We start from the raw sequence: 20,164 nt of genomic DNA, 5'->3' as shown, positions 1-20,164 counted from the left end.
ATGCCGGATCAGTTAATCTATGCGATGGAAGTGTTCCTCAACGGGCTGATGGCTGGGGTGATGTACGCCCTTGTGGCCCTCGGCTTCGTCCTGATCTTCAAAGCGTCGGGCATTTTCAACTTTGCCCAAGGGGTCATGGCGCTGTTTGCCGCGATGACACTGGTCGGCATCCAGACCGGACAGGTGCCGTTTTACCATCTGATCAACGCCGTCTTTGGCACCAACATCCACTATTTCGGGTGGGAAATTCATTCGATCATCGCCATCGTGCTGACGGTCGTGGTGATGATCCTGCTGGCCTGGGCCGTGCAACGGTTCATCTTTTCCAAGCTGGTGGGGCAGGAACCCATCATCCTGTTCATGGCCACGATTGGTCTTGCGTATCTGCTCGAAGGGGTTGCGGACCTGATGTGGGGGTCCGAGATCAAGAAGCTGGATGTTTGCCTGACCGACAGCACCTGCCTGCCGCAGGGCATGAACCTCGCAATTGACGAGGCGACCCTCAACATATTCGGCTACGGGTTTTTCATCGACAATCTGGACATCACGGCGACGATCATCGCGATCATCCTCGTGGCCGTATTGGTCGCGTTTTCGCAATACACCAAGCAGGGCCGGGCCATGCGCGCCGTTGCTGACGACCATCAGGCGGCTTTGTCTGTTGGCGTGTCGCTGAACTACATCTGGATCCTCGTGTGGTCAGTGGCAGGCTTTGTCGCGCTGGTTGCGGGCATCATGTGGGGCGCGAAATCGGGGGTGCAGTTTTCTCTGTCCCTGATCGCGCTCAAGGCGTTGCCTGTGCTGATGCTGGGCGGGTTCACGTCGATCCCCGGCGCTATCGTGGGCGGGTTGATCATCGGCGTTGGCGAAAAGCTGTTCGAATTCTTCATGTCCTCGGGCGACCTGGCCGGGGCGCTGTTCGGCTTCACCATGAATGCGACCGAGAACTGGTTCGCTTACGTGCTGGCGCTGATCTTCCTTGTGTTCCGCCCGCAAGGCCTGTTCGGGGAGAAGATCATTGAACGGGTATGATCAGCTATCCAGCTGGCGGAACAGCATGACCGTGATGGCCGCCAGTACGGTGATGGCAAGCGTTGCCGACAGCATGATGTCACCGGTCAACGCAAGTGCAGCACCCGCGCAGACAGTCACAACAGCTGTGCACAACATCAACATTGGCCAGACGGTTGCCCGCCGCACCCGCGGCTTTGGCTCTGGTTTGCGCGCCGGTTCTGTCGCGTCCGGCACGGAATCCAGCAGGTGCGCCTTGGCGGCGGCCAGATCAATTGCGCTGAGTTCGCCGCGTGCATGCGCGGCATCGAGACGACGCATGTCGTCCAGAATAGCAGTCATGGTTCCCACTCCATTTTCCCAACCCAAAGGTGGCATGTGGATTGGGGCGAAATGTGGCGAAACAGCAGAACCGAAGATGGTGGTAAACGGCGCGTTCAGCATGAATGGCGCAGGGGGGATACGTAATGCTTTATCGTGAAGCGGGCGATTTTTCGACGACATATCCGCAAGATAGCCAGACGTTCCCCATCAGGTTCGATCGGTATCGCTACTACGTGGTGCTTGTGATCGCCATTCTGGTATTGCCCTTCGTGATGACCGATTATCTGGTCAATTCGATCTTTCTCCCCTTTCTGATCTACGCCATTGCGGCCATTGGCCTGAACATTCTGACTGGATATTGCGGGCAGGTGAGCCTTGGCACCGGGGGGTTCATGGCTGTGGGGGCCTATGCCTGTTACAAGCTGATGACGGCATTTCCGGACGTGAACATCTTTTTCCACGTGATCATCGCAGGGGGGATCACGGCGCTGGTGGGCACGGCCTTTGGCCTGCCGTCCTTGCGGATCAAGGGGTTCTATCTGGCTGTGGCAACGCTGGCGGCGCAGTTTTTCCTGGTGTGGCTCTTCAACAAGGTGAGCTGGTTTTACAATTATTCGGCCTCCGGTCAGATCAACGCGCCTGAACGCTCTGTGTTCGGCATCGCGGTGACGGGCCCCAACACCGAAGCGTGGGCGACGTATCTGTTCTGTCTGGTCTTTACCGTCGGGGCGGCTGTGATGGCGCGCAACCTCACGCGGGGATCGGTGGGCCGTCAGTGGATGGCAATCCGGGATATGGATATCGCGGCTGAAATCATCGGGGTGAACCCGCTCAAGGCCAAGCTGACGGCCTTTGCGGTCAGTTCGTTCTTTGTCGGGATTTCGGGGGCACTGTTCTTTGCCGTCTACCTGGGTGCTGTCGAAGTGGGCGAAGTGTTCGGCATTCAAAAGTCGTTCCTTGTGCTGTTCATGATCATCATCGGGGGGCTTGGGTCGATCTTTGGCTCATTTGCAGGGGCGGCCTTTCTGGTGGTCCTGCCCGTGATCCTCAAGGTGGTAGGTGTCGACATGCTTGGCTGGCCCACGGATATCGTGGCGCATTTCAATCTGGTAATTGTCGGCGGTTTGATCATCATGTTCCTGATCCTTGAACCCCACGGGCTGGCGCAGTTGTGGCGTCTGGCCAAGGAGAAGTTGAGATTGTGGCCGTTCCCGCATTAGCGGGGCGATCACCAACAATGGCGGGGTGAACCCTGCCCTACGGAATGGTCCAAAACGGGCCGCATATCGGATAAAACCAACGGGAGGAAAACCGATGAATATGAAACTGGCAACCTGGGCCACAGCCGCCATGATGGCCGCCAGCCCTGTGATGGCGGACCTTGTGTTCCCATCGCTGAGCTATCGCACCGGGCCTTACGCGGCGGGCGGTATTCCGTTCGCGGATGGCTATGCGGACTATTTCACCATGCTGAACGAACGCGATGGTGGCATCGGTGGTGTTCCGGCGCGCGTGCTGGAATGCGAAACGGGCTATAACACCGAAAAAGGTGTTGAGTGCTACGAGTCCACCAAAGGTGAAGGCGCGCTTGTTTATCAGCCCTTGTCCACCGGCATCACCTACCAGTTGATCCCCAAGGCAACCGCTGACGGCATCCCTGTCCACTCGATGGGCTACGGTCGGACATCGGCCAAGAACGGCAACGTGTTCAGCCACGTCTTTAACTACCCTGCGAACTACTGGGATGGGGCATCCGGGGCGATCAACTATCTGCTGGAAGCCAACGGCGGCGATATCAGCGGCAAGAAAATTGCGCTGGTCTATCACAACTCGGCCTACGGCAAAGAGCCGATCCGCACATTGCAGGGTCTTGCTGAAAAGCACGGGTTCGAGTTGATGGAAGTGGCCGTGGATCACCCCGGTCAGGAACAAAAGTCGCAGTGGCTGCAAATCCGCCGCGAGCGTCCTGACAATGTCCTGATGTGGGGCTGGGGTGTGATGAACCAGGTTGCCATTCAGGAAGCGGCCAACATCCGCTTTCCGATGGAGAACTTTATCGGCATCTGGTGGTCCGGTTCCGAAAACGATGTGTTGCCTGCGGGTGATGCGGCGACGGGCTACAAGGCTTTGACGTTCCACGGCGTGGGTGCGGACTTCCCCGTGTTTGAGGACATTGCGACACACGTGGTCGACAAGGGTCTGGCTGCCGGTTCCGGTGATCAGATCGGTACGGTCCTTTACAACCGTGGTCTCTATGCGGCGATGCTTGCAGCTGAGGCGGTCAAGACGGCACAGGCCATCCACGGTACGGCTGACATCACGCCCGCCATGATGCGCGACGGTATGGAGGCGCTTGAGATCACAGAAGCCAAGATGGCCGAACTGGGTCTGCCCAACTTTGGCCCCGAGTTCTCTGTGTCCTGCGAGAACCATGGTGGTGACGCCCTGGTTGGTGTGACCCAGTGGGATGCATCTGCGCAAAGCTGGTCCCTGATTTCTGACTTCAAGCCCACCGATGGCGACATCATCGGGCCACTGATCGAAGAAGACAGTGCGGCATATGCCAACGAAAACGGGATCGAGCCCAACTGCGGCTAAGCGATCTTTCCCGGCGGCGGTCTGTGTCGCCGCCGGGGTTTTGCGAACTTTGGAATGACAGGAATGCCCGCCATGCTGGACGCCGAATCCAAGACTGAAACGGTTCTTGAGGTCAGCAATATCGAGGTGATCTACAACCACGTGATCCTTGTGTTGAAGGGCGTGAGCCTGAAGGTCCCCAAAGGCGGCATCACTGCCCTGCTGGGTGGCAACGGTGCGGGCAAAACGACGACTCTCAAGGCCATTTCAGGCCTGCTTGCGTCCGAACGCGGTGAGGTGACCAAAGGCTCGATCCTGTATCACGGCGAAAACACCGCCCATGCCGACCCAGCCGATCTGGTCAAGCGCGGTGTCGTGCAGGTGATGGAGGGGCGGCATTGTTTCGAACACCTCACGGTCGAGGAAAACCTGATGACCGGCGCCTATACCCGTGCCGATGGCAAGGGTGCGATCGCCGCCGACCTTGAGATGGTTTATGACTATTTCCCCCGCCTGCGCGAGCGGCGCAAATCCCAGGCGGGTTACACATCCGGGGGCGAACAACAGATGACGGCAATTGGCCGCGCGCTGATGTCGCGCCCCGAAACGATCCTGCTGGATGAACCAAGCATGGGTCTGGCCCCGCAACTTGTTGAACAGATTTTTGAGATCGTGAAATCGGTGAATGAGAATGAGGGCGTGACATTCCTGCTGGCCGAGCAGAACACCAACGTCGCCCTGCGCTTTGCACATTACGGTTATATTCTGGAATCGGGCCGTGTGGTCATGGACGGCCCCGCAGCCGAGTTGCGCGAGAACCCGGACGTCAAGGAATTCTACCTCGGTATGTCCGATGAGGGCCGCAAGTCCTTCCGTGATGTGCGCAGCTATCGTCGGCGCAAGCGCTGGCTGAGCTGATGGAGAAGGTGACCTGCCGCACCCCTGCTGCGGGGCGCACCGGGGTCACCAATATTCCGGCATGGAAATTCGATGCGGTGCGCGCGGCGATCCTTGATGCGCTCGGTGACGGGCCGATGTTGTACAAGCACCTGAACGAAGAGGTTGCTGACAGGCTGGATGCGGACACCCTTGCAAAGCTTGGCAAGCTCGGGTGGCATGTGGTGACGGTAAAACTGGAACTCGAAGTGCGGGGCGAGATTGAACGCCTCGACACACGGGGACCACAACAGATCAGGGCGGTATGAACGATGTCCAACACGCGTTTTTATGACGATCTCGAAACCCGCAGTGCGGATGAACGCGCGGCGGCGCAGCTCGTGGGTCTCAACGCCCAGTTGGCAACGCATGGTGTGGCCGCGGTGACGGATTTGGCGGAACTGGCCAATCTGCCGGTGCTGCGCAAATCCGAACTGGCGGCCCGACAGGCCGAAGCGCCGCCGTTCGGCGGGTTTCCCGTGCTCAACGTCGCGCACGTCTTTCAATCCCCTGGCCCCATCTATGAACCCGGCGGCATCAGCGACGACTGGTGGCGCATGGGCCGTTTTCTGCATGCGGTGGGGATCGGGGCCGATGACATCGTGCAGAACTGCTTTGGCTATCATTTGACCCCTGCGGGCATGATATTTGAATCCGGTGCGCGGGCTGTGGGTGCTGCAGTGCTGCCTGCCGGCACCGGCCAGACCGAATTGCAGGTCACGGCGGCACGTGACATCGGCACGACGGCCTATGCGGGCACGCCTGACTACCTCAAGGTCATCCTCGACAAGGCGGATGAGATGGGCGTGACCCTCAAATTCTCCAAGGCGGCCGTGGGTGGGGGTGCGCTGTTCCCTTCTTTGCGTCAGGAATATGCGGATCGCGGCATCACCTGCATGCAATCCTATGCCACCGCTGATCTGGGCAATATCGCCTACGAAACGCCCGCCCTTGAAGGCATGATCGTTGATGAAGGCGTGATTGTCGAAATCGTGACCCCCGGCACGGCCGACCCTGTCGCCGAAGGAGAGGTTGGCGAAGTCATCGTGACATCCCTGAACCCCGACTATCCCCTGATCCGATTTGCCACGGGCGACATGAGTGCGGTTATGGCGGGTCAAAGCCCGTGTGGCCGTACGAACATGCGCATCAAAGGCTGGATGGGACGCGCAGATCAGACAACCAAGATCAAGGGCATGTTCGTGCGTCCCGAACAGGTCGCAGCGCTTGTCGCTAAACATCCCGAAGTCACGCGCGCCCGGGTCATCGCGCAACGCGATGGGCAACAGGATGCGATGGTGGTGCAACTGGAAAGCACAAACAGCGATGCAAATGCTTATGCCAGCAGCGTCGCCGATACGCTGAAACTCAAGGGCACCGTTGAAATCCACACCCCCGGCAGCTTGCCCAAGGATGGCCTCGTCATCGAGGATCAGCGCAGCTACGACTAGGCTTGCGCAGGCGTTTCGACAATCGGGTTGAACCCGCCAAAGATCATCCGTTTCCCATCAAAGGGCATCGGGTTGGCGTCGTTCATGCGCGGATCGCTCATCATCTTTTCCATGCCTGTGTCACGGGTGGCCTTGTCCGGCCAGATGATCCAACCGGCGGTCACAACCTCGTCCGCACTTGCCTGCACCGCCTTACGAAAGGATGTGATGTCACCTTCGGGTACATCATCGTCCCACGCGTCGAGAACCGAAAGCGCACCGCAGTCGATCAGCACCTCGTGGCAGATTTTTGAGAATTTGGTGAACGCCTCTTTGTTGCCGGGGGCAATGGGCGCGACGAACATGTCGATATAGGCCAAGGGATATCCTTTCCTGCTGAATTGAAATGTTCAGAGGGTTCAAAGGTGTCATGGGGTTACCAAAACCGTCAAGACTTTGACCGGTCGGGGATGCGGGGCTGGAAACCCGAGCGAAAACGTAAGATAAGCACAGGCGTTGATCCAAGGACGTCCTGACGTGTCACTCTCCCCTGCAGTTCCACGCATGCGCACCACGCCCCGGTTGCTGTCCTGGACGGCCCTTCTGGTGGCTGGCATCTGCCTGTTGCCGATGCTGGCCGTGGTCATTGCGGCGCTGTCGGGTGGCACGGACACGGTGGCCCATTTAGCCAGCAGTGTCCTGGGGCGCTACATCGCCAACACAGTTCTTCTGGTCGCGCTGGTGTCGCTTGGGACGTTTGCCGTCGGCGTCGGGGCGGCGTGGCTGGTGACGATGACGCGCTTTCCCGGTGTGAAAACGCTGGAAATTGCACTGGTCATCCCGCTGGCCTTCCCCGCCTATGTGCTTGCCTATGGCTACACTCATGTCCTCGATCACCCGGGCATCGTGCAGACGACGTTGCGGGCGGTGATGGGCTGGGGGCCACGCGACTACTGGTTTCCGGAAATCCGCAGCCTTGGCGGGGCGGCGGCCATGCTGGTGCTTGTGCTTTATCCATATGTGTACCTGCTGGCCCGCGCGTCTTTCCTGCAACAGAGCGGATCGACCTTTATGGCCGCACGTGCACTTGGCTCGCGCCCATGGGCGGCGTTCTGGCGGGTCAGTCTGCCGCTTGCCCGCCCCGCCATTGCCGCCGGTGTCTTGCTGGCCGTGATGGAGACGATCGCGGATTTCGGAACAGTGGCCTATTTCGGCGTACAAACCTTTGCCACCGGCATCTACACCAGTTGGTTTTCACTGGCGGACCGTGCGGGTGCGGCGCAGTTGGCGCTGTGTCTTTTGTCCTTCGCGCTGTTGTTGGCAATGCTGGAGCGCAAACAGCGAGGGCGGGCCAAGTACCATGATCCAAGCCGCGGACAAAAGGAACACCCGCCCATCGACCTCAAAGGCTGGCAGGCTGTGGCGGCAATGACGCTGTGCGGCGTGCCTGTGTTGTTTGGAGCGGTCATTCCCGTGATTGCCCTGCTCAGTCTTGGCATTGGGTCGGGTCAGGATCTGTTCAGCCCACGTTATGTCGGGTTCGTGCGCAATTCACTGATGCTTGCGTCGCTGGCGGCTCTGCTCACGCTGGTTGCAGCGATTGTTCTTGGGTTCTTCCAGCGCACCCAGCCTGGGCGCATATCGGCGGCGGCCACCTATGTGGCGCGTCTGGGCTATGCGGTGCCGGGCGGGGTGATTGCGGTGGGGTTGCTGGTGCCTTTTGCGGCCTTTGACAATGCGCTGGATGCGTGGATGCGGGCCACCTTTGATATCTCGACGGGGCTGCTGATCACAGGGTCGATCTGGCTGCTGGTCTTTGCCTACATGGTGCGGTTTCTGGCAGCGGCGCTGGGGGCTTACGAGGGCGGGCAGGCGCGTGTGCACGCCAATATGGATGCAGCCAGCCGGTCACTGGGCAAGGGCCCGTTTGCCACGCTGCGCCGGATACACCTGCCGATCCTCACGCCAAGCCTGCTGACGGCCCTGCTGATCGTGTTCGTGGATGTGATGAAGGAATTGCCAGCCACGCTGATCATGCGCCCGTTCAATTTTGATACGCTTGCGGTTCAGGCCTATCGCCTTGCGTCAGACGAACGGCTGGACGGGGCGGCAGTGCCCAGCCTTGTGATCGTTGCCGTCGGCCTGCTGCCTGTCATCCTGATCTGCCGTCAGGTGGGACGCCGTTAGGACAGGCAGGGTGGCAATGCGACGCGCGCCGTGCCAGTGGCGTCAAACATCGCCTCCTGCCCGCCCGCGCGCAGCGTTGCGCCCTTCATTTCAGACCCATCGACCGTGATCTGGCGGGTGCTGGTCGTGTCATCGATATCGACCGTGAAGGCGAGCGTTTCGCCCGGTGCCAGCGTGTCGAGTTCGAGGCTGACAACAGTGTCGCCATCGCTCAATGCAGATGTGCGCGCCGTGCCCACCACCCATTCAAGCGGCTGGAACACCTCCACCCCGGCCCCCGCACCAGTGATGTCAAAGATCAGGCCAGCAGGCGCTGTCCCAAGATCGATATCGACCTGCATCGCAGGGGCTGCGCACGAACCGTCATATGACAGTGTGAATCTGTCCCTGGGTGCGCCATCACGGAAGGTGACGGTCAGATCGGCGGCCAGCGCAGGGCTGGCCACACAAAATGCAGAGAGGAGGGCGGCAATACGCATAGCTATATCCTTTGGTTTCGCACCATCACGTAGCCTGCCACCCGGGATCGGCAACTTTGCAGATCAGTCCGCGCTTTCAGTCCCAATCTTGTCCTGCGTCTGTGTGTCGAAATCAGATGCGTCATGGCGTTCGTGCAACTGCAATTCCGGTTCGCCCGAGGTGCGGTTGACCATGCGGCCGCGCAGTGTCGCAGGGCGTGCATCGATCTTTTTCGCCCAGGCCACGACATTAGTATAGCTTTCGACGTCCAGGAACTCCCCAGCCGAATATAGCCGCCCAAGGCACAATTGTCCGTACCACGGCCAGATCGCCATATCGGCAATCGTATAGTCATCACCTGCGATATAGGGCCGTGTCGCCAGTTCGCGGTTCAGAACGTCAAGCTGTCGCTTTGTCTCCATCGCGTAGCGGTTGATGGGATATTCGTACTTCTCGGGCGCATAGGCATAAAAGTGGCCAAAGCCGCCCCCAAGGAAGGGCGCAGATCCCATTTGCCACATCAGCCAGTTCATCACTTCGGTGCGCGCGGGGCCTTCGCTGGGTAGGAACATTCCGAACTTTTCCGCCAGATGGATCAGGATCGATCCGGATTCAAAGACACGCAAAGGCGTGTCACCGGAATGATCCATGAGGGCCGGAATCTTGGAATTCGGGTTCGCCGCGACAAACCCTGAATCGAACTGATCGCCGTCCCCGATCTTGATCAGCCACGCGTCATATTCGGCCTCCTTGACGCCGGCGGCCAGCAATTCCTCGAATAGAATGGTGACTTTGACACCGTTGGGCGTGCCCAGTGAATAAAGCTGGAAGGGGTGTTTCCCAATGGGCAATTCCTTGTCTTTCATCGCGCCAGCGACGGGGCGGTTGGTCGAGGCGAAGGTGCCGCCTGACTCCTTGTCCCATGTCCATTTGGCGGGGGGCGTGTAGGTCGTATCGCTCATTTTTCAGGGCCTTTCGGATGCGTCATGTTGGGCTGAAACCTATGCCAAAGGTGGGCATGTGCAATGGGCAGGTCTGTGCATCGCGGCAGAGTGGTCTGTGCCTGGGGTTCAGGGCAACAGCGTTTCAAGCATCGGATGGGCAAAACTGCGCCGCTTTGTGATCGCAAAGAAACGGTCGGTCATGCCCAGATCGAAAGGCGCGGTGACCAAGGTTTTGGACGCGATTTCGTCCTTGAGGACGATGGGGGGCGCCAGCGCCAGACCTGCCCCACTGTTTGCCAACAGCCGGACCATGGCCATGTCGTCCACATCCGCAAGTATGCGCGGCTGCACGCCCAGCCGCGCGGTGAGGCTGTTGAACCCGGTGCGAATGGCGCTTTCGGTCGGCACGATCACAGGTTCATGTGCCAGCAGGTCGCGAAGGGTCTTGTGGTGCATCCGCGCGGGCACGCCGTGCAAGCCCACAGCGGTTTCCGCCAGTTGATGCGCGATGAAGTCCTGCCCTGCGGCGCTGCGTGGGGCATCCGTTGTCAGCACAACATCCAACGCCAGGTCGGACAGATCAGCCAGCAATTGTTCGGCACTGCCGGATTTGAGGACAAGGTCGAGGGCCGGGTTGGCCAAAACAGGGCGCAGGAACTGCATCTGAAAGTTGCGTGACAAGGTCGACAACGCCCCGATGCGCAAAGGGGGCACCGTGCCGGACGTGCGCGACAACGTCTCCATCAACTCTCGCCCGGTGCCAAAGATGCGGTCAGCGTGGTCCAGTGCGATGCGGCCCACCTCGGTCAGCACCAGTTGCCGCCCGACACGGTCAAACAGATCGTGGCCCAGCCGTGCCTCCAGCGCTTTGATCTGCGTCGACAGGGCTGATTGGGACAGGTTCAACCGCTCGGCCGCGCGGGTCAGGTTACCTTCATGGGCGACGGCGCGGAAATAGCGCAGGTGGTGGTAGTTCAATTGATCCATCGTTCTATTTTATAGAACGTAAAATGACAAAACATCTATTTTTTAGTTACTGAGCCCTGCGCTATCTCGCACTTCAGGAACAAGGAGGCGTAGGCCATGGACATTATCCTCAGCATCGGCACGACCATCGTAGAACAAATGCAAAAACCCACGCTGGCTTTTCTGATCGGCGGCATGATGATTGCGGCCCTTGGCAGCAAGCTGGAAGTGCCGGAGCCGGTCTACAAGTTCATCGTGATCCTGCTGCTGCTCAAAGTCGGTATCGGAGCGGGCATCTCGGTGCGCGAGGCGAATTTCGTCGAACTGGCCGTGCCCGCGTTGCTGGCGGCGGCCGTCGGGATCGCCATCGTCTTGCTGGGGCGCGTCACGCTGGGGCGGTTGAAAGGCGTCTCGCAAATGGACGGCATGGCGACGGCAGGCTTGTTTGGTGCCGTGTCCGCCTCGACCCTGGCTGCCGGCATGGCGATGCTGGATGATGCGAACGTCGCCTATGAAGGCTTTATCGGCGCGCTTTACCCCTTCATGGATGTAGCAGCATTGGTCACGGCCATCGTGTTGGCGCGGCTGGCGGCTGCACGCAAGGCGGCCTCGGCCTCGGCGCAGGGCGGCACCATGGTTATGGGCGGCGGGTCCGGGGGCGGTGGTATGGGTGACGCAGTCGAACCCGGCCTTGTGCGCGGCATCCTGACGGATACCGTGCGCAGCCCTGCGATCTCGGCCCTGCTGCTCGGTCTCGCGCTTGGCCTCTTTGCGCGGCCCGAGAGTGTCTATGACAGCTTTTACGAGCCGCTGTTCCGGGGGCTGTTGTCGATCCTGATGCTGATCATGGGGATGGAGGCGTGGTCGCGGCTGTCCGAGTTGCGCGGCGTGGCTCATGCCTACCTGCTATATGGGTTGGCGGCTCCGGTCGTGCACGGCGCTCTCGGCTTTGGTGTGGGGCTGATCGCCCATCACCTGACCGGTTTCTCGGGCGGTGGTGTGGTGCTGCTGGCGGTGATGGCGGCGTCCAGCTCGGACATCTCGGGCCCGCCGACCATGCGGGCTGCGCTGCCGGATGCCAACCCTTCGGCCTATGTGGGCACTTCGACGGGCCTTGGCACTCCGGTGGCGATCCTGAGCATCCCTGTCTTCATGGCGCTTGCGGATCATTTCATCGGTTTGTGAAGCGGTCCGCCCGGTGTCCCACGCTGGGACATCGGGCGGGCCTAGACATTTCAAGGGCTTACAGAGGCGGATTAACCATTTGTAAGGATTTGAGGGACACGTCGCTGCGACGTGTCCTTTTGTCTGTGAGAGGGGGGCCGTGATAATGCGCGCCGAAGGATCGCTTTGAACCCACGCTGTCTGGTGCGCCTTCCGGTACCAACGACGGCCTTGCCGCCCTTCTACCGCTTTCCCGACTGGAACAGTAACGACAAAATCCCAAGCGCTGCTGACACCATGATCAACAGCAAGGACACCGCATTCAGCACTGGTGTCGAGCCCTGTTTGAGCTTGTCGAACATCGTGATCGTCAGCGGCGAATCCGATCCCACCAACATGAGCGTCGTGTTGAAATTCTCAAAGCTCATCAATGTTGCCACGACTGCGGATGCGACGATGGCGGGCAGCAGGAAGGGCAGGGTGATCTGACGGATCGCGCCCCATTTGCTGGCACCAAGGTTCAGCGCGGCTTCCTCCAGGCTGGGGTCAAACTTTTGCAGACGCGCCGAGATCACCAGGGTGGCAAAGGTCGTGATGAACGAAAACTGGCCGAGAATGACGAGGATCAGGCCGGGTCGCAATCCGTCGAACCACAAGCCGGTCGCATCTTCGAGCGTGTTGGCGATGGCGCTGGAAAACACGAGGATCGAAATCCCGAGGATCACGCCGGGGATGATCAGGGGCAGCAGCATCAACACATAAAGCAGCGCCTTGCCCCGGAAATCATGCCGCACGAACAGGAAGGCGTTGCAGGTGCCCACCGCCACGGCAAGGCCCGACACCCATGCCGCGACAAAGGCCGATGTGCCGATGGAGCGAATGATCGCGCGTTCGTGGAACACCCCGATGAACGGGGCGTCGGTGCCGAAGAACCACGCGAGGGTGAACCCCTCCCACGGCAGTGACGGAAAGACGCTGTTGTTGAACGCAAAGACGCAGACAACCGTCAGCGGCAGGGCGAGATAGATGAAGAACGCGGTCACATAGGCGCGATAGCACCATTTGGCGAAAGCGGGTTGGGGGACGGTGGGGATCATGAGCGCCCCATCGTGTTCGTCAGCGACTGGCGCGACAGCTTGAGGCCCGCGAACACAACCAGCGATGACAGCGCCAGCAGCAGGAACCCGAAGGCTGATCCAAGTTCCCAGTTAAACCGGGTGATGAACTGGGTGTAGATCATGCCGGTGAACCACAGGCTGTCCTTGCCGCCCAACAGGATCGGCGTCAGGTAGTTCCCCAAGGACAGCATGAAAACCACGATACAGCCCGAAACGATTCCGGGCATCGCGTGGGGTATCACGATCTCGCGCATGACGGCCATGCTGGTGCCGCCCAGATCATAGCCCGCCTCGATCAGGCTGTCGTCAAGGCTGTCGAGTGTGGTGACCAGTGGCACGACCATGAACAGGATCGACGTGTAAACGAGGCCCACCATGATGGCCGCATCGTTATACAGCATTTCGACCGGCCCATCGACGAGGCCGAGAGACTGCAGCAGGTTCGAGATCACTCCGGTTTCCCGCAGCAGGATCATCCAGCCAAAGGTGCGCACCAGTTCAGAGACCCAGAACGGGATCATGCACATCAGGAAAAGCGTCGTCTTGGTCCGGCCCCGCGTCAGTTTCGCAATGTGATAGGCGATGGGAAAGCCGAGGATTAGCGTCAGGGCTGTTGCCAGGATCGACATGGTCGCCGTGCGCGCAAAGGTCCGCCAATAGAGCGGCTCTGTGAAAAAGGCGGCATAGTTGCCAAAGCCAGTCTCGTAGTCACGCGGCCCGATCTTTTCACTGATCGAGACGACGAACAGCCCGATATGGGGCAGGATGATCAGCACCACCAGCCACAGCAGGATCGGGGCCAGCAGCAGGTAGAAGCCAAGGCGAGAGGCGTCAGACTGCATCGCTCAGGCCCCCGCCACGGGATAACAGCGCGCCTGCCTGGGGTCCCAGCGGGTGAAGACCTTGTCGCCCTTGCGCAAAGTTGCGAAGGCCCCGGTTTGGGGTAGGGCGACTTTGAGCAGGCTGCCGGATTGATCCTTGACCGTCACGCTGCTGTTGGCCCCGTTGAACAGGACGGAGTCAATCACACCGCCCGACACGTTCACACCGTCGCCCGAGGTGACCAGTTCGATGGCTTCGGGCCGCAGATAGACTTGTGCGCGTTGTCCGACGCTCAGAGCCTTGGCCTGTGCGTCGATTTTCATCTCTGTGCCACCGTCTGATGTCAGTGTCAGCGCTGTGCCGTTCAGTGCGGCGACTTTTCCGTCGATCCTGTTTGCATCCCCGACAAAACCCGCGACAAAGGCGGTGCTTGGGGCATGATAAACCTCATGCGGGGTGCCGATCTGTTCGAACTGGCCGTGGTTCATCACGGCGATATTGTCGCTCATCACCAGCGCTTCGGACTGGTCGTGCGTGATGTAGACAAAGGTTGTGTTGAATGCGGCCTGCAGCGACTTCAGCTCGACCTTCATATGTTCGCGCAGCTTCAGATCGAGCGCACCCAGCGGTTCGTCCAAGAGCAGCACGTCCGGTTCCAGCACCATGCAGCGCGCAATCGCCACCCGCTGCTTTTGCCCGCCGGAGATCTGGTCGATCCGCCGTTCGGACACGCCCGGCAGGCCGACGCGGTCAAGCACCTGTTCCACACGCGTCTTGATCTCTGATTTGCCGACACCGCGCTGGCGCAGGCCAAAGCCGACGTTGTCGCCGATGTTCATGGTCGGGAAGAGGGCGAGGTGCTGAAACACCATCGACACGGGTCGTTTGTTGGGGGGCACGCCAATCATCGACTTGCCCTTGATCCGCAGATCGCCGCTGGTGGGTTCCTGAAAGCCTGCGATCATGCGCAGCAGCGTGGTCTTGCCACAGCCGGACGGGCCGAGGATCGAAAAGAACGAGCCCTGTGGCACCTCAAAGCTGACGTGATTGACGGCGCGAAATGCGTCGAAGTCCTTGGTCAGATCGCTGCAAACAAGATCGGGATGGGGGTCGGACACGTGGCACCCTCGCAAGGTGATAAAGGGCACCGTGCGGCGCCCTTTATGGTGGTTTCAATTCGGTTTAGTTCGCGGCGTTGATCCGGTCGAGCGTTGCGCCTTCGAGAGTTTCCAGACCGGCGGGCACGGGCGGATACCACTTGATGTTGTCAATCGCGGCCTGATCAAAGCTGCCCTGATAGCGCGCTTTGAGGTCTGCGCTGACGCCTGCATCACCGTCCACGGCGGCGGTGAAGTTCCCGGCCGTGTTGGTGATCATCGCCGCAATCTCGGGCCGCATCACAAAGTTGATCCAGTCATAGGCGGCGTCATCGGCACGGCCGCGCGCGGGCAGAACAAACGTGTCGATCCAACCGAGTGCCCCGGCCTCTGGTGCGACAAAGGTGATGTCGGGATTATCCGCGTTGAGCTGCCAGCCCCCTGTGTCCCAGGCCATCGAGGCGACGACCTCGCCCGAGCGCAGCAGGTTCTTGATCTCGTCACCGCCATCCCAATAGGTCTTCACGTTGGGTTTGCATTCGGTCAGCTTGGCTTCGACCTGGTCCAGAATGCCCTGGTAGGCGTCGGGGTCGCTGTACGCCGCGAACGGATCAAGGCCCATGGAATAGGCAAACCCGATCAGGGTCGGGCGCTTGAGGCGGTAGGACACTTTGCCCGCCACGGACGCATCGCACAGATCGGTGTAGTCGGTCACATCGCCCGCCATGGCCGTGTTCACCACAAGGCCGCTGGTGCCCCAAACGTGCGGCAGGCCGTAGATTTCGCCGTCATAGGTGGTGTTCGTGGCCGTTGCGACCAGCATCGACGGGATGAACTGATCCGCGTTCACCTTTGTCATATCGATGGGCTTGTAGATCCCGAACTCTTCCTGAGCGCTGGCGATCCGGTCCTGGCTGGGTTGGGCCAGATCAAAACCGCCGCCGTTGGTGGCGCGCAGTTTGGCAATCATTTCCTCGTTGTTGGAGGTGGTGACTTCGACGGTGTGGCCGGTTTCGGCCTCAAACATCGCGATCACCTCTTCGGGGGCGTAGCCACCCCATGTCAGCAGGCGCAGCGTGTCTGCCTGTGCCCCATGTGCGCTGAGTGCCGCGATCACGGCCAGTGTAGAGACGATTGAAGTTTTCATGGTCTTTCTCCCTTTTTTGGTTTCGCTTTGGTTGTTTTAGAACGGATATCGGTAACGCTTTTAAGTCATTTCTCTTTTTCTGCCCGCATCAGAGACACGCCTGCAGCAAGGCCCGCGTGTTGTCCTCGGTCATCTCGACCGGGTTGCCGCCGGTGCTGGGGTCGCGCAATGCGCCCGCAACGATGCGGTCGATGTCGGGGTCGGTCACACCCAGGTCGGTCAGCGTTTTTGGTATGCCAAGCGACGCATTGAGGTCGTCCACATAAGCGCAAAACCCGTCAAACCCGCCCTTGATCCCGAGGTAGTCAGCGGCCTGTGAAATCACGCCAGTAATGGCCGGTTTGTTAAATTGCAGCACGGCTGGCATGCACACGGCGTTCGTCGTGCCATGGTGCGTGTGATAGATCGCCCCGATGGGATGGGACAGGGCGTGAATTGCGCCAAGGCCCTTTTGGAATGCTGTTGCCCCCATCGCTGCCGCCGACATCATATGCGCGCGCGCCTCGATGTCCGTCCCATCCGCATAGGCGCGCGGCAGGTAGTCCTTGACCAACCGCATCCCTTCCAGCGCCATGCCCTGCGACATCGGGTGATAATGCGGAGAACAGTACGCCTCGACACAATGAGCGAATGCATCGAGCCCCGTGCCAGCGGTGATGAACTTGGGCATGCCGACTGTCAGTTCCGGGTCGCAGATCACGACGGTTGGCAGGACTTTGGGGTGAAAGATGATCTTTTTCTCTTCGGTTTCCGAGTTCGTGATGACAGATGCGCGCCCCACCTCTGATCCCGTTCCAGCAGTTGTGGGGACAGCGACAATGGGTGCGATGGCGTCCGCATCCGCGCGGGTCCACCAATCGCCGATATCTTCGAAATCCCACAGGGGCCGCGTTTGCCCGGCCAGAAACGCGACCAGTTTGCCCAGATCAAGTCCCGAGCCGCCACCAAAGGCCACAACACCATCGTGGCCGCCGTCTTTGTAGGCCTGCACGCCAGCGGCGGCGTTCTTTTCGTTTGGGTTTGGGTCCACATCCGCAAAGATCGCGCGACCAAGGCCTGCAGCCTCAAGCAAATCCAGCGTCTGTGTGGTGATGGCCATGTCGGCCAGGCCGCGATCCGTGATCAGCAGAGGCTTTTTGATACCGGCGGCTTGGCAGGCATCCGCTATTTCCGAAATGCGACCCGCCCCGAAACGAATGGCGGTCGGATAGGACCAATTGGCAGTCAGCGACATGTTCAGGCTTTCTTGAGGTGATATGATTTCGGGCGGGTCAGGTTGTGATAGCCGATCAGCGACAGGCCCCCGCCGCGCCCGGTGTCTTTGCACCCGGTCCAGCAAAGGCCGGGGTCGAGGTAGTCGGCCCGGTTCATGAACACCGTCCCGGTTTCGATCTGATCGGCAATCGCCTCGGCGCGGGCCACGTCATTGGTCCAGACCGAAGCGGTCAGCCCAAAGTGGCTGTCATTCATCAGGGCAATCGCCTCTGCATCGTCCTTGACGGGCATGATGCCCACCACGGGGCCAAAGCTTTCGTCGCGCATCACGCGCATGTCGTGGCTGACGTCTGTCAGGATCTGGGGGGTCAGATAGGCACCGCCGTCATCCTCGGCGAAGGTTGCGATATGGGCCTTTGCCCCGTCCGCCACCGCTTCGGCAATCTGCGCGCGCACCTCATCGGCAAAGCGGACATGCGCCATGGGCCCAAGCGTCGTGTCCTTGTCCAGCGGATTGCCCAGCTTGTAGGCGCTGACAATCGCCACGGCCTTTTCAACGAACGCATCAAAGTGCTGCTGTGCCACGTAAATCCGTTCAATGCCGCAGCAGCATTGGCCGGAATTGAACATCGCCCCGTCGATCAGCGTGTCGGCCGCTGCGTCAATATCTGCGTCGTCACAGACATAGCCGGGATCTTTGCCGCCCAGTTCCAAACCGACACCGGTAAAGGTACCTGCGGCGGCCCGTTCCATTGCCTGACCGCCGCCGACCGATCCGGTGAAGTTCACAAAGCCAAAGGATTTGGCCGCAATCAGATCAGAGGTGGTCTGGTGGTCCAGAAACACGTTCTGGAACACGTCCTCGGGGATACCTGCGGCATGAAAGGCCTGCGCCATCCTTTCACCCACCAGCGGGGTTTGGCTGGCATGTTTCAGCATCACGGCATTGCCCGCAATCAGGGCCGGAGCCACCGTGTTGATCGCGGTCATGTAGGGGTAATTCCACGGGGCGACGACCAAGACGACACCATGCGGCACCCGTTTGATCACGCGGCGAAAGGCATCACTGTCTTCGATCACGATATCGGCCAGGGCGTCTTGCGCGATGTCGGCCATGTAGGTCGCGCGTTCGTTGAAGCCGCCAAACTCACCGCCGTAGCGAATGGGGCGGCCCATCTGGTGGGCCAGTTCCGGCACGATGTCGTCATTCATCGCGCCGACATTGGCGACACCGGCCTGCACCAGTGCAATCCGTTCTGCGAGGGGGCGCGTGGCCCACGCGGACTGCGCCGCCTGCGCGCGTGCCACAGCGGCCTTGGCGTGTTGGGCGGACATAACGGCGCGTTCGGCGTAAACCGACCCGTCAATCGGAGATATGCATCGGATCATCTTCAGGCCCTTTCAAAGCCGCGTGCGATTTCCCAGTCGGTCACCACGCGATCAAATTCTTCCTGCTCCCATTCCGCACAGCGGGTGTAGTGGGCGATCACATCATCCCCCATCGCTTCGCGCAGGAATGCGGAGTTGCGCAGCGTTTCTGTCGCCGCCCGCAAGGTTTGCGGGATGTCCTGCGCCTTGGCATCTTCATAAACGTCGCCCTTTGTCGGTGGGGCGAGGTCCATCTTGTCTTCGATCCCCTTGATCCCCGCGGCCAGCATTGCGGCCTGCGCCAGATAGGGGTTCAAGTCAGAGCCGCCGATGCGACATTCCACGCGAATGCCCTTGGTGCCATCGCCACACAGACGGAAACCGGCAGTGCGGTTGTCGACGGACCATACCGTCTTGGTCGGGGCAAAGGTGCCTTTGGCAAAGCGTTTGTAGCTGTTGATGTAGGGGGCCAGAAAGAACGTGTAATCAGGGGCATAGGCGATCAGCCCGGCCATGTAATGCCGCATCAGGTCCGACATGCCGAGGTCGCCATCAGTATCATGGAACGCGGGCGCGTCGTCTTTCCACAGCGATTGGTGCACATGTGAGGAACTGCCCACTTTGTCATGATGCCACTTTGGCAGGAACGTCGCGGCATGGCCGTGCTGCCATGCGATTTCCTTGATTGCATTCTTTGCAATCGTGTGGTGATCGGCGCAATCGAGGGCGTCGGCGTAGCGAATGTTCAGCTCTTCCTGCCCGGTTTCGGCCTCACCTTTGGAGTTTTCGACGGGCAGCCCTGCGTCGAACAGGTGATTGCGGATCGGGCGCATCACGCCTTCTTCCTTGGTGGTCTGGAAGATGTGGTAATCTTCGTTGTAGCCGCTGATCGGCTGCATGTCGCGAAAGCCGCCTTTGCGGATATCGTCGAAGGACTGCGCGAACAGAAAGAATTCCAGTTCTGTCGCCATCATCGCGTCAAAGCCCAGCGCCTTCAGCCGCGCCACCTGCTTTTTCAGCATTTGACGGGGGGAATGGGGCACGGGTTCATGGGAGTGATGATCAAGGATGTCGCACAACACCATCGCCGTCCCTTCGAGCCACGGCAATCTGCGGATCGTGGTCAGGTCGGGGGCCATGATGTAGTCCCCATAGCCGCTTTGCCAACTGGTGGCGGCATAGCCATCCGGTGTTGCCATTTCCAGATCTGTGGCCAGCAGGTAGTTGCAGCAATGGGTTTCCTTGAATGACGTTTTCACGAAATTCACCGCGTGAAACCGCTTGCCCATCAGACGGCCCTGCATGTCCGGGAAACAGGTCAGGACGGTGTCGATTGTCCCGTCTTTCACGGCGGCTTTGAGGGCCTCAAAGGTCATGTTTCCGGCCATGGTGCGTGTCC

20 protein-coding genes are annotated in these 20,164 nt (G+C 60.1%); 8 read left to right on the top strand and 12 right to left on the bottom strand.

Annotation, left to right across the window (positions count from 1 at the left end; translation table 11 throughout):
- Positions 1-1,032, top strand: a complete 1,032-nt coding sequence (locus ACERZ8_RS04120) for a branched-chain amino acid ABC transporter permease (RefSeq protein ID WP_407590860.1) — start codon at positions 1-3, stop codon at positions 1,030-1,032.
- Here the strand turns inward: ACERZ8_RS04120 and ACERZ8_RS04115 are convergent, their stop codons facing one another.
- A complete protein-coding gene (locus ACERZ8_RS04115; protein ID WP_407590859.1) occupies positions 1,033-1,353 on the bottom strand; it encodes a hypothetical protein in 321 nt (106 codons plus the stop codon). It abuts the gene before it with no gap.
- Between the two features lie 125 nt (positions 1,354-1,478).
- On the opposite strand from ACERZ8_RS04115, the gene ACERZ8_RS04110 reads away from it, so the two are divergent.
- The 5 genes from ACERZ8_RS04110 (at position 1,479) to ACERZ8_RS04090 (ending at position 6,299) form a co-directional block, all read left to right on the top strand.
- Positions 1,479-2,555 (top strand): branched-chain amino acid ABC transporter permease, encoded by a 1,077-nt coding sequence (locus tag ACERZ8_RS04110; RefSeq protein ID WP_407590858.1) that lies wholly within the window; start codon positions 1,479-1,481, stop codon positions 2,553-2,555.
- Positions 2,556-2,649: 94 nt separating this feature from the next.
- A complete protein-coding gene (locus ACERZ8_RS04105; protein ID WP_407590856.1) occupies positions 2,650-3,933 on the top strand; it encodes an ABC transporter substrate-binding protein in 1,284 nt (427 codons plus the stop codon).
- A 72-nt stretch (positions 3,934-4,005) separates the two neighbouring features.
- Complete coding sequence (locus ACERZ8_RS04100; RefSeq protein ID WP_407594151.1) at positions 4,006-4,830, top strand: ABC transporter ATP-binding protein; 825 nt, start codon at positions 4,006-4,008, stop codon at positions 4,828-4,830.
- Positions 4,830-5,117 carry a DUF6958 family protein gene (locus tag ACERZ8_RS04095; RefSeq protein WP_407590854.1) on the top strand — a complete coding sequence of 96 codons (288 nt, stop codon included), beginning with the start codon at positions 4,830-4,832 and terminating at the stop codon, positions 5,115-5,117. Before ACERZ8_RS04100 ends, ACERZ8_RS04095 begins: the two co-directional genes overlap by 1 nt.
- 3 nt (positions 5,118-5,120) lie before the next feature.
- Positions 5,121-6,299, top strand: coding sequence for a phenylacetate--CoA ligase family protein (locus ACERZ8_RS04090; protein ID WP_407590853.1), 1,179 nt, complete (start codon positions 5,121-5,123; stop codon positions 6,297-6,299).
- Here the strand turns inward: ACERZ8_RS04090 and ACERZ8_RS04085 are convergent.
- Positions 6,296-6,658 carry a DUF1428 domain-containing protein gene (locus ACERZ8_RS04085; protein WP_407590851.1) on the bottom strand — a complete coding sequence of 121 codons (363 nt, stop codon included), beginning with the start codon at positions 6,656-6,658 and terminating at the stop codon, positions 6,296-6,298. The two genes, ACERZ8_RS04090 and ACERZ8_RS04085, sit on opposite strands and share 4 nt — an antisense overlap.
- Positions 6,659-6,842: 184 nt before the next feature.
- Here ACERZ8_RS04085 and ACERZ8_RS04080 point away from each other — a divergent pair, with 184 nt between their 5' ends.
- On the top strand, positions 6,843-8,465 hold the full coding sequence (locus ACERZ8_RS04080; RefSeq protein ID WP_407590849.1) for an ABC transporter permease: 1,623 nt from the start codon (positions 6,843-6,845) through the stop codon (positions 8,463-8,465).
- On the opposite strand, the gene ACERZ8_RS04075 is transcribed toward ACERZ8_RS04080, so the two are convergent.
- The 3 genes from ACERZ8_RS04075 to ACERZ8_RS04065 form a co-directional block, all read right to left on the bottom strand.
- Complete coding sequence (locus tag ACERZ8_RS04075; RefSeq protein WP_407590848.1) at positions 8,462-8,944, bottom strand: aggregation factor core; 483 nt, start codon at positions 8,942-8,944, stop codon at positions 8,462-8,464. The genes ACERZ8_RS04080 and ACERZ8_RS04075 overlap by 4 nt on opposite strands.
- 63 nt (positions 8,945-9,007) lie before the next feature.
- Positions 9,008-9,886, bottom strand: coding sequence for a glutathione-dependent disulfide-bond oxidoreductase (yghU, locus tag ACERZ8_RS04070; RefSeq protein WP_407590847.1), 879 nt, complete (start codon positions 9,884-9,886; stop codon positions 9,008-9,010).
- A 108-nt stretch (positions 9,887-9,994) separates the two neighbouring features.
- Entirely contained in the window at positions 9,995-10,855 is an 861-nt protein-coding gene (locus ACERZ8_RS04065) for a LysR family transcriptional regulator (protein WP_407590846.1), read from the bottom strand.
- Between the two features lie 96 nt (positions 10,856-10,951).
- Here ACERZ8_RS04065 and ACERZ8_RS04060 point away from each other — a divergent pair, with 96 nt between their 5' ends.
- Positions 10,952-12,019, top strand: a complete 1,068-nt coding sequence (locus ACERZ8_RS04060) for a sodium-dependent bicarbonate transport family permease (protein ID WP_407590845.1) — start codon at positions 10,952-10,954, stop codon at positions 12,017-12,019.
- Between the two features lie 221 nt (positions 12,020-12,240).
- On the opposite strand, the gene ACERZ8_RS04055 is transcribed toward ACERZ8_RS04060, so the two are convergent.
- The 7 genes from ACERZ8_RS04055 to ACERZ8_RS04025 all read right to left on the bottom strand — a co-directional run bounded on the left by ACERZ8_RS04055 (position 12,241) and on the right by ACERZ8_RS04025 (position 20,153).
- Entirely contained in the window at positions 12,241-13,095 is an 855-nt protein-coding gene (locus ACERZ8_RS04055) for an ABC transporter permease (protein ID WP_407590843.1), read from the bottom strand.
- On the bottom strand, positions 13,092-13,958 hold the full coding sequence (locus tag ACERZ8_RS04050; RefSeq protein WP_407590842.1) for an ABC transporter permease: 867 nt from the start codon (positions 13,956-13,958) through the stop codon (positions 13,092-13,094). The genes ACERZ8_RS04055 and ACERZ8_RS04050 overlap by 4 nt, the downstream gene beginning before the upstream one ends.
- 3 nt (positions 13,959-13,961) lie before the next feature.
- Entirely contained in the window at positions 13,962-15,056 is a 1,095-nt protein-coding gene (locus tag ACERZ8_RS04045; RefSeq protein ID WP_407590841.1) for an ABC transporter ATP-binding protein, read from the bottom strand.
- Positions 15,057-15,120: 64 nt separating this feature from the next.
- Positions 15,121-16,182, bottom strand: coding sequence for an extracellular solute-binding protein (locus tag ACERZ8_RS04040; RefSeq protein WP_407590840.1), 1,062 nt, complete (start codon positions 16,180-16,182; stop codon positions 15,121-15,123).
- 88 nt (positions 16,183-16,270) lie between these two features.
- Positions 16,271-17,416, bottom strand: a complete 1,146-nt coding sequence (locus ACERZ8_RS04035; RefSeq protein ID WP_407590839.1) for an iron-containing alcohol dehydrogenase — start codon at positions 17,414-17,416, stop codon at positions 16,271-16,273.
- Between the two features lie 2 nt (positions 17,417-17,418).
- Positions 17,419-18,786 (bottom strand): aldehyde dehydrogenase family protein, encoded by a 1,368-nt coding sequence (locus ACERZ8_RS04030; RefSeq protein ID WP_407590838.1) that lies wholly within the window; start codon positions 18,784-18,786, stop codon positions 17,419-17,421.
- Between the two features lie 2 nt (positions 18,787-18,788).
- Complete coding sequence (locus tag ACERZ8_RS04025; RefSeq protein WP_407590837.1) at positions 18,789-20,153, bottom strand: glutamine synthetase family protein; 1,365 nt, start codon at positions 20,151-20,153, stop codon at positions 18,789-18,791.
- Between the last annotated feature and the right edge of the window lie 11 nt (positions 20,154-20,164).

The organism is Tateyamaria armeniaca, from assembly GCF_045797845.1.
GTDB lineage: Bacteria > Pseudomonadota > Alphaproteobacteria > Rhodobacterales > Rhodobacteraceae > Tateyamaria > Tateyamaria armeniaca.
This window is presented reverse-complemented; position numbering and strand designations above follow the sequence as displayed.

Bases quoted from the DNA above. Each gene is read 5' to 3' on its own strand.
- ACERZ8_RS04120 (WP_407590860.1), top strand. From the start codon at position 1: ATGCCGGATCAGTTAATCTATGCGATGGAAGTGTTCCTCAACGGGCTG.
- ACERZ8_RS04115 (WP_407590859.1), bottom strand. From the start codon at position 1,353: ATGACTGCTATTCTGGACGACATGCGTCGTCTCGATGCCGCGCATGCA.
- ACERZ8_RS04110 (WP_407590858.1), top strand. From the start codon at position 1,479: ATGCTTTATCGTGAAGCGGGCGATTTTTCGACGACATATCCGCAAGAT.
- ACERZ8_RS04105 (WP_407590856.1), top strand. From the start codon at position 2,650: ATGAATATGAAACTGGCAACCTGGGCCACAGCCGCCATGATGGCCGCC.
- ACERZ8_RS04100 (WP_407594151.1), top strand. From the start codon at position 4,006: ATGCTGGACGCCGAATCCAAGACTGAAACGGTTCTTGAGGTCAGCAAT.
- ACERZ8_RS04095 (WP_407590854.1), top strand. From the start codon at position 4,830: ATGGAGAAGGTGACCTGCCGCACCCCTGCTGCGGGGCGCACCGGGGTC.
- ACERZ8_RS04090 (WP_407590853.1), top strand. From the start codon at position 5,121: ATGTCCAACACGCGTTTTTATGACGATCTCGAAACCCGCAGTGCGGAT.
- ACERZ8_RS04080 (WP_407590849.1), top strand. From the start codon at position 6,843: ATGCGCACCACGCCCCGGTTGCTGTCCTGGACGGCCCTTCTGGTGGCT.
- ACERZ8_RS04075 (WP_407590848.1), bottom strand. From the start codon at position 8,944: ATGCGTATTGCCGCCCTCCTCTCTGCATTTTGTGTGGCCAGCCCTGCG.
- yghU (WP_407590847.1), bottom strand. From the start codon at position 9,886: ATGAGCGATACGACCTACACGCCCCCCGCCAAATGGACATGGGACAAG.
- ACERZ8_RS04065 (WP_407590846.1), bottom strand. From the start codon at position 10,855: ATGGATCAATTGAACTACCACCACCTGCGCTATTTCCGCGCCGTCGCC.
- ACERZ8_RS04060 (WP_407590845.1), top strand. From the start codon at position 10,952: ATGGACATTATCCTCAGCATCGGCACGACCATCGTAGAACAAATGCAA.
- ACERZ8_RS04055 (WP_407590843.1), bottom strand. From the start codon at position 13,095: ATGATCCCCACCGTCCCCCAACCCGCTTTCGCCAAATGGTGCTATCGC.
- ACERZ8_RS04050 (WP_407590842.1), bottom strand. From the start codon at position 13,958: ATGCAGTCTGACGCCTCTCGCCTTGGCTTCTACCTGCTGCTGGCCCCG.
- ACERZ8_RS04040 (WP_407590840.1), bottom strand. From the start codon at position 16,182: ATGAAAACTTCAATCGTCTCTACACTGGCCGTGATCGCGGCACTCAGC.
- ACERZ8_RS04035 (WP_407590839.1), bottom strand. From the start codon at position 17,416: ATGTCGCTGACTGCCAATTGGTCCTATCCGACCGCCATTCGTTTCGGG.
- ACERZ8_RS04030 (WP_407590838.1), bottom strand. From the start codon at position 18,786: ATGATCCGATGCATATCTCCGATTGACGGGTCGGTTTACGCCGAACGC.
- ACERZ8_RS04025 (WP_407590837.1), bottom strand. From the start codon at position 20,153: ATGGCCGGAAACATGACCTTTGAGGCCCTCAAAGCCGCCGTGAAAGAC.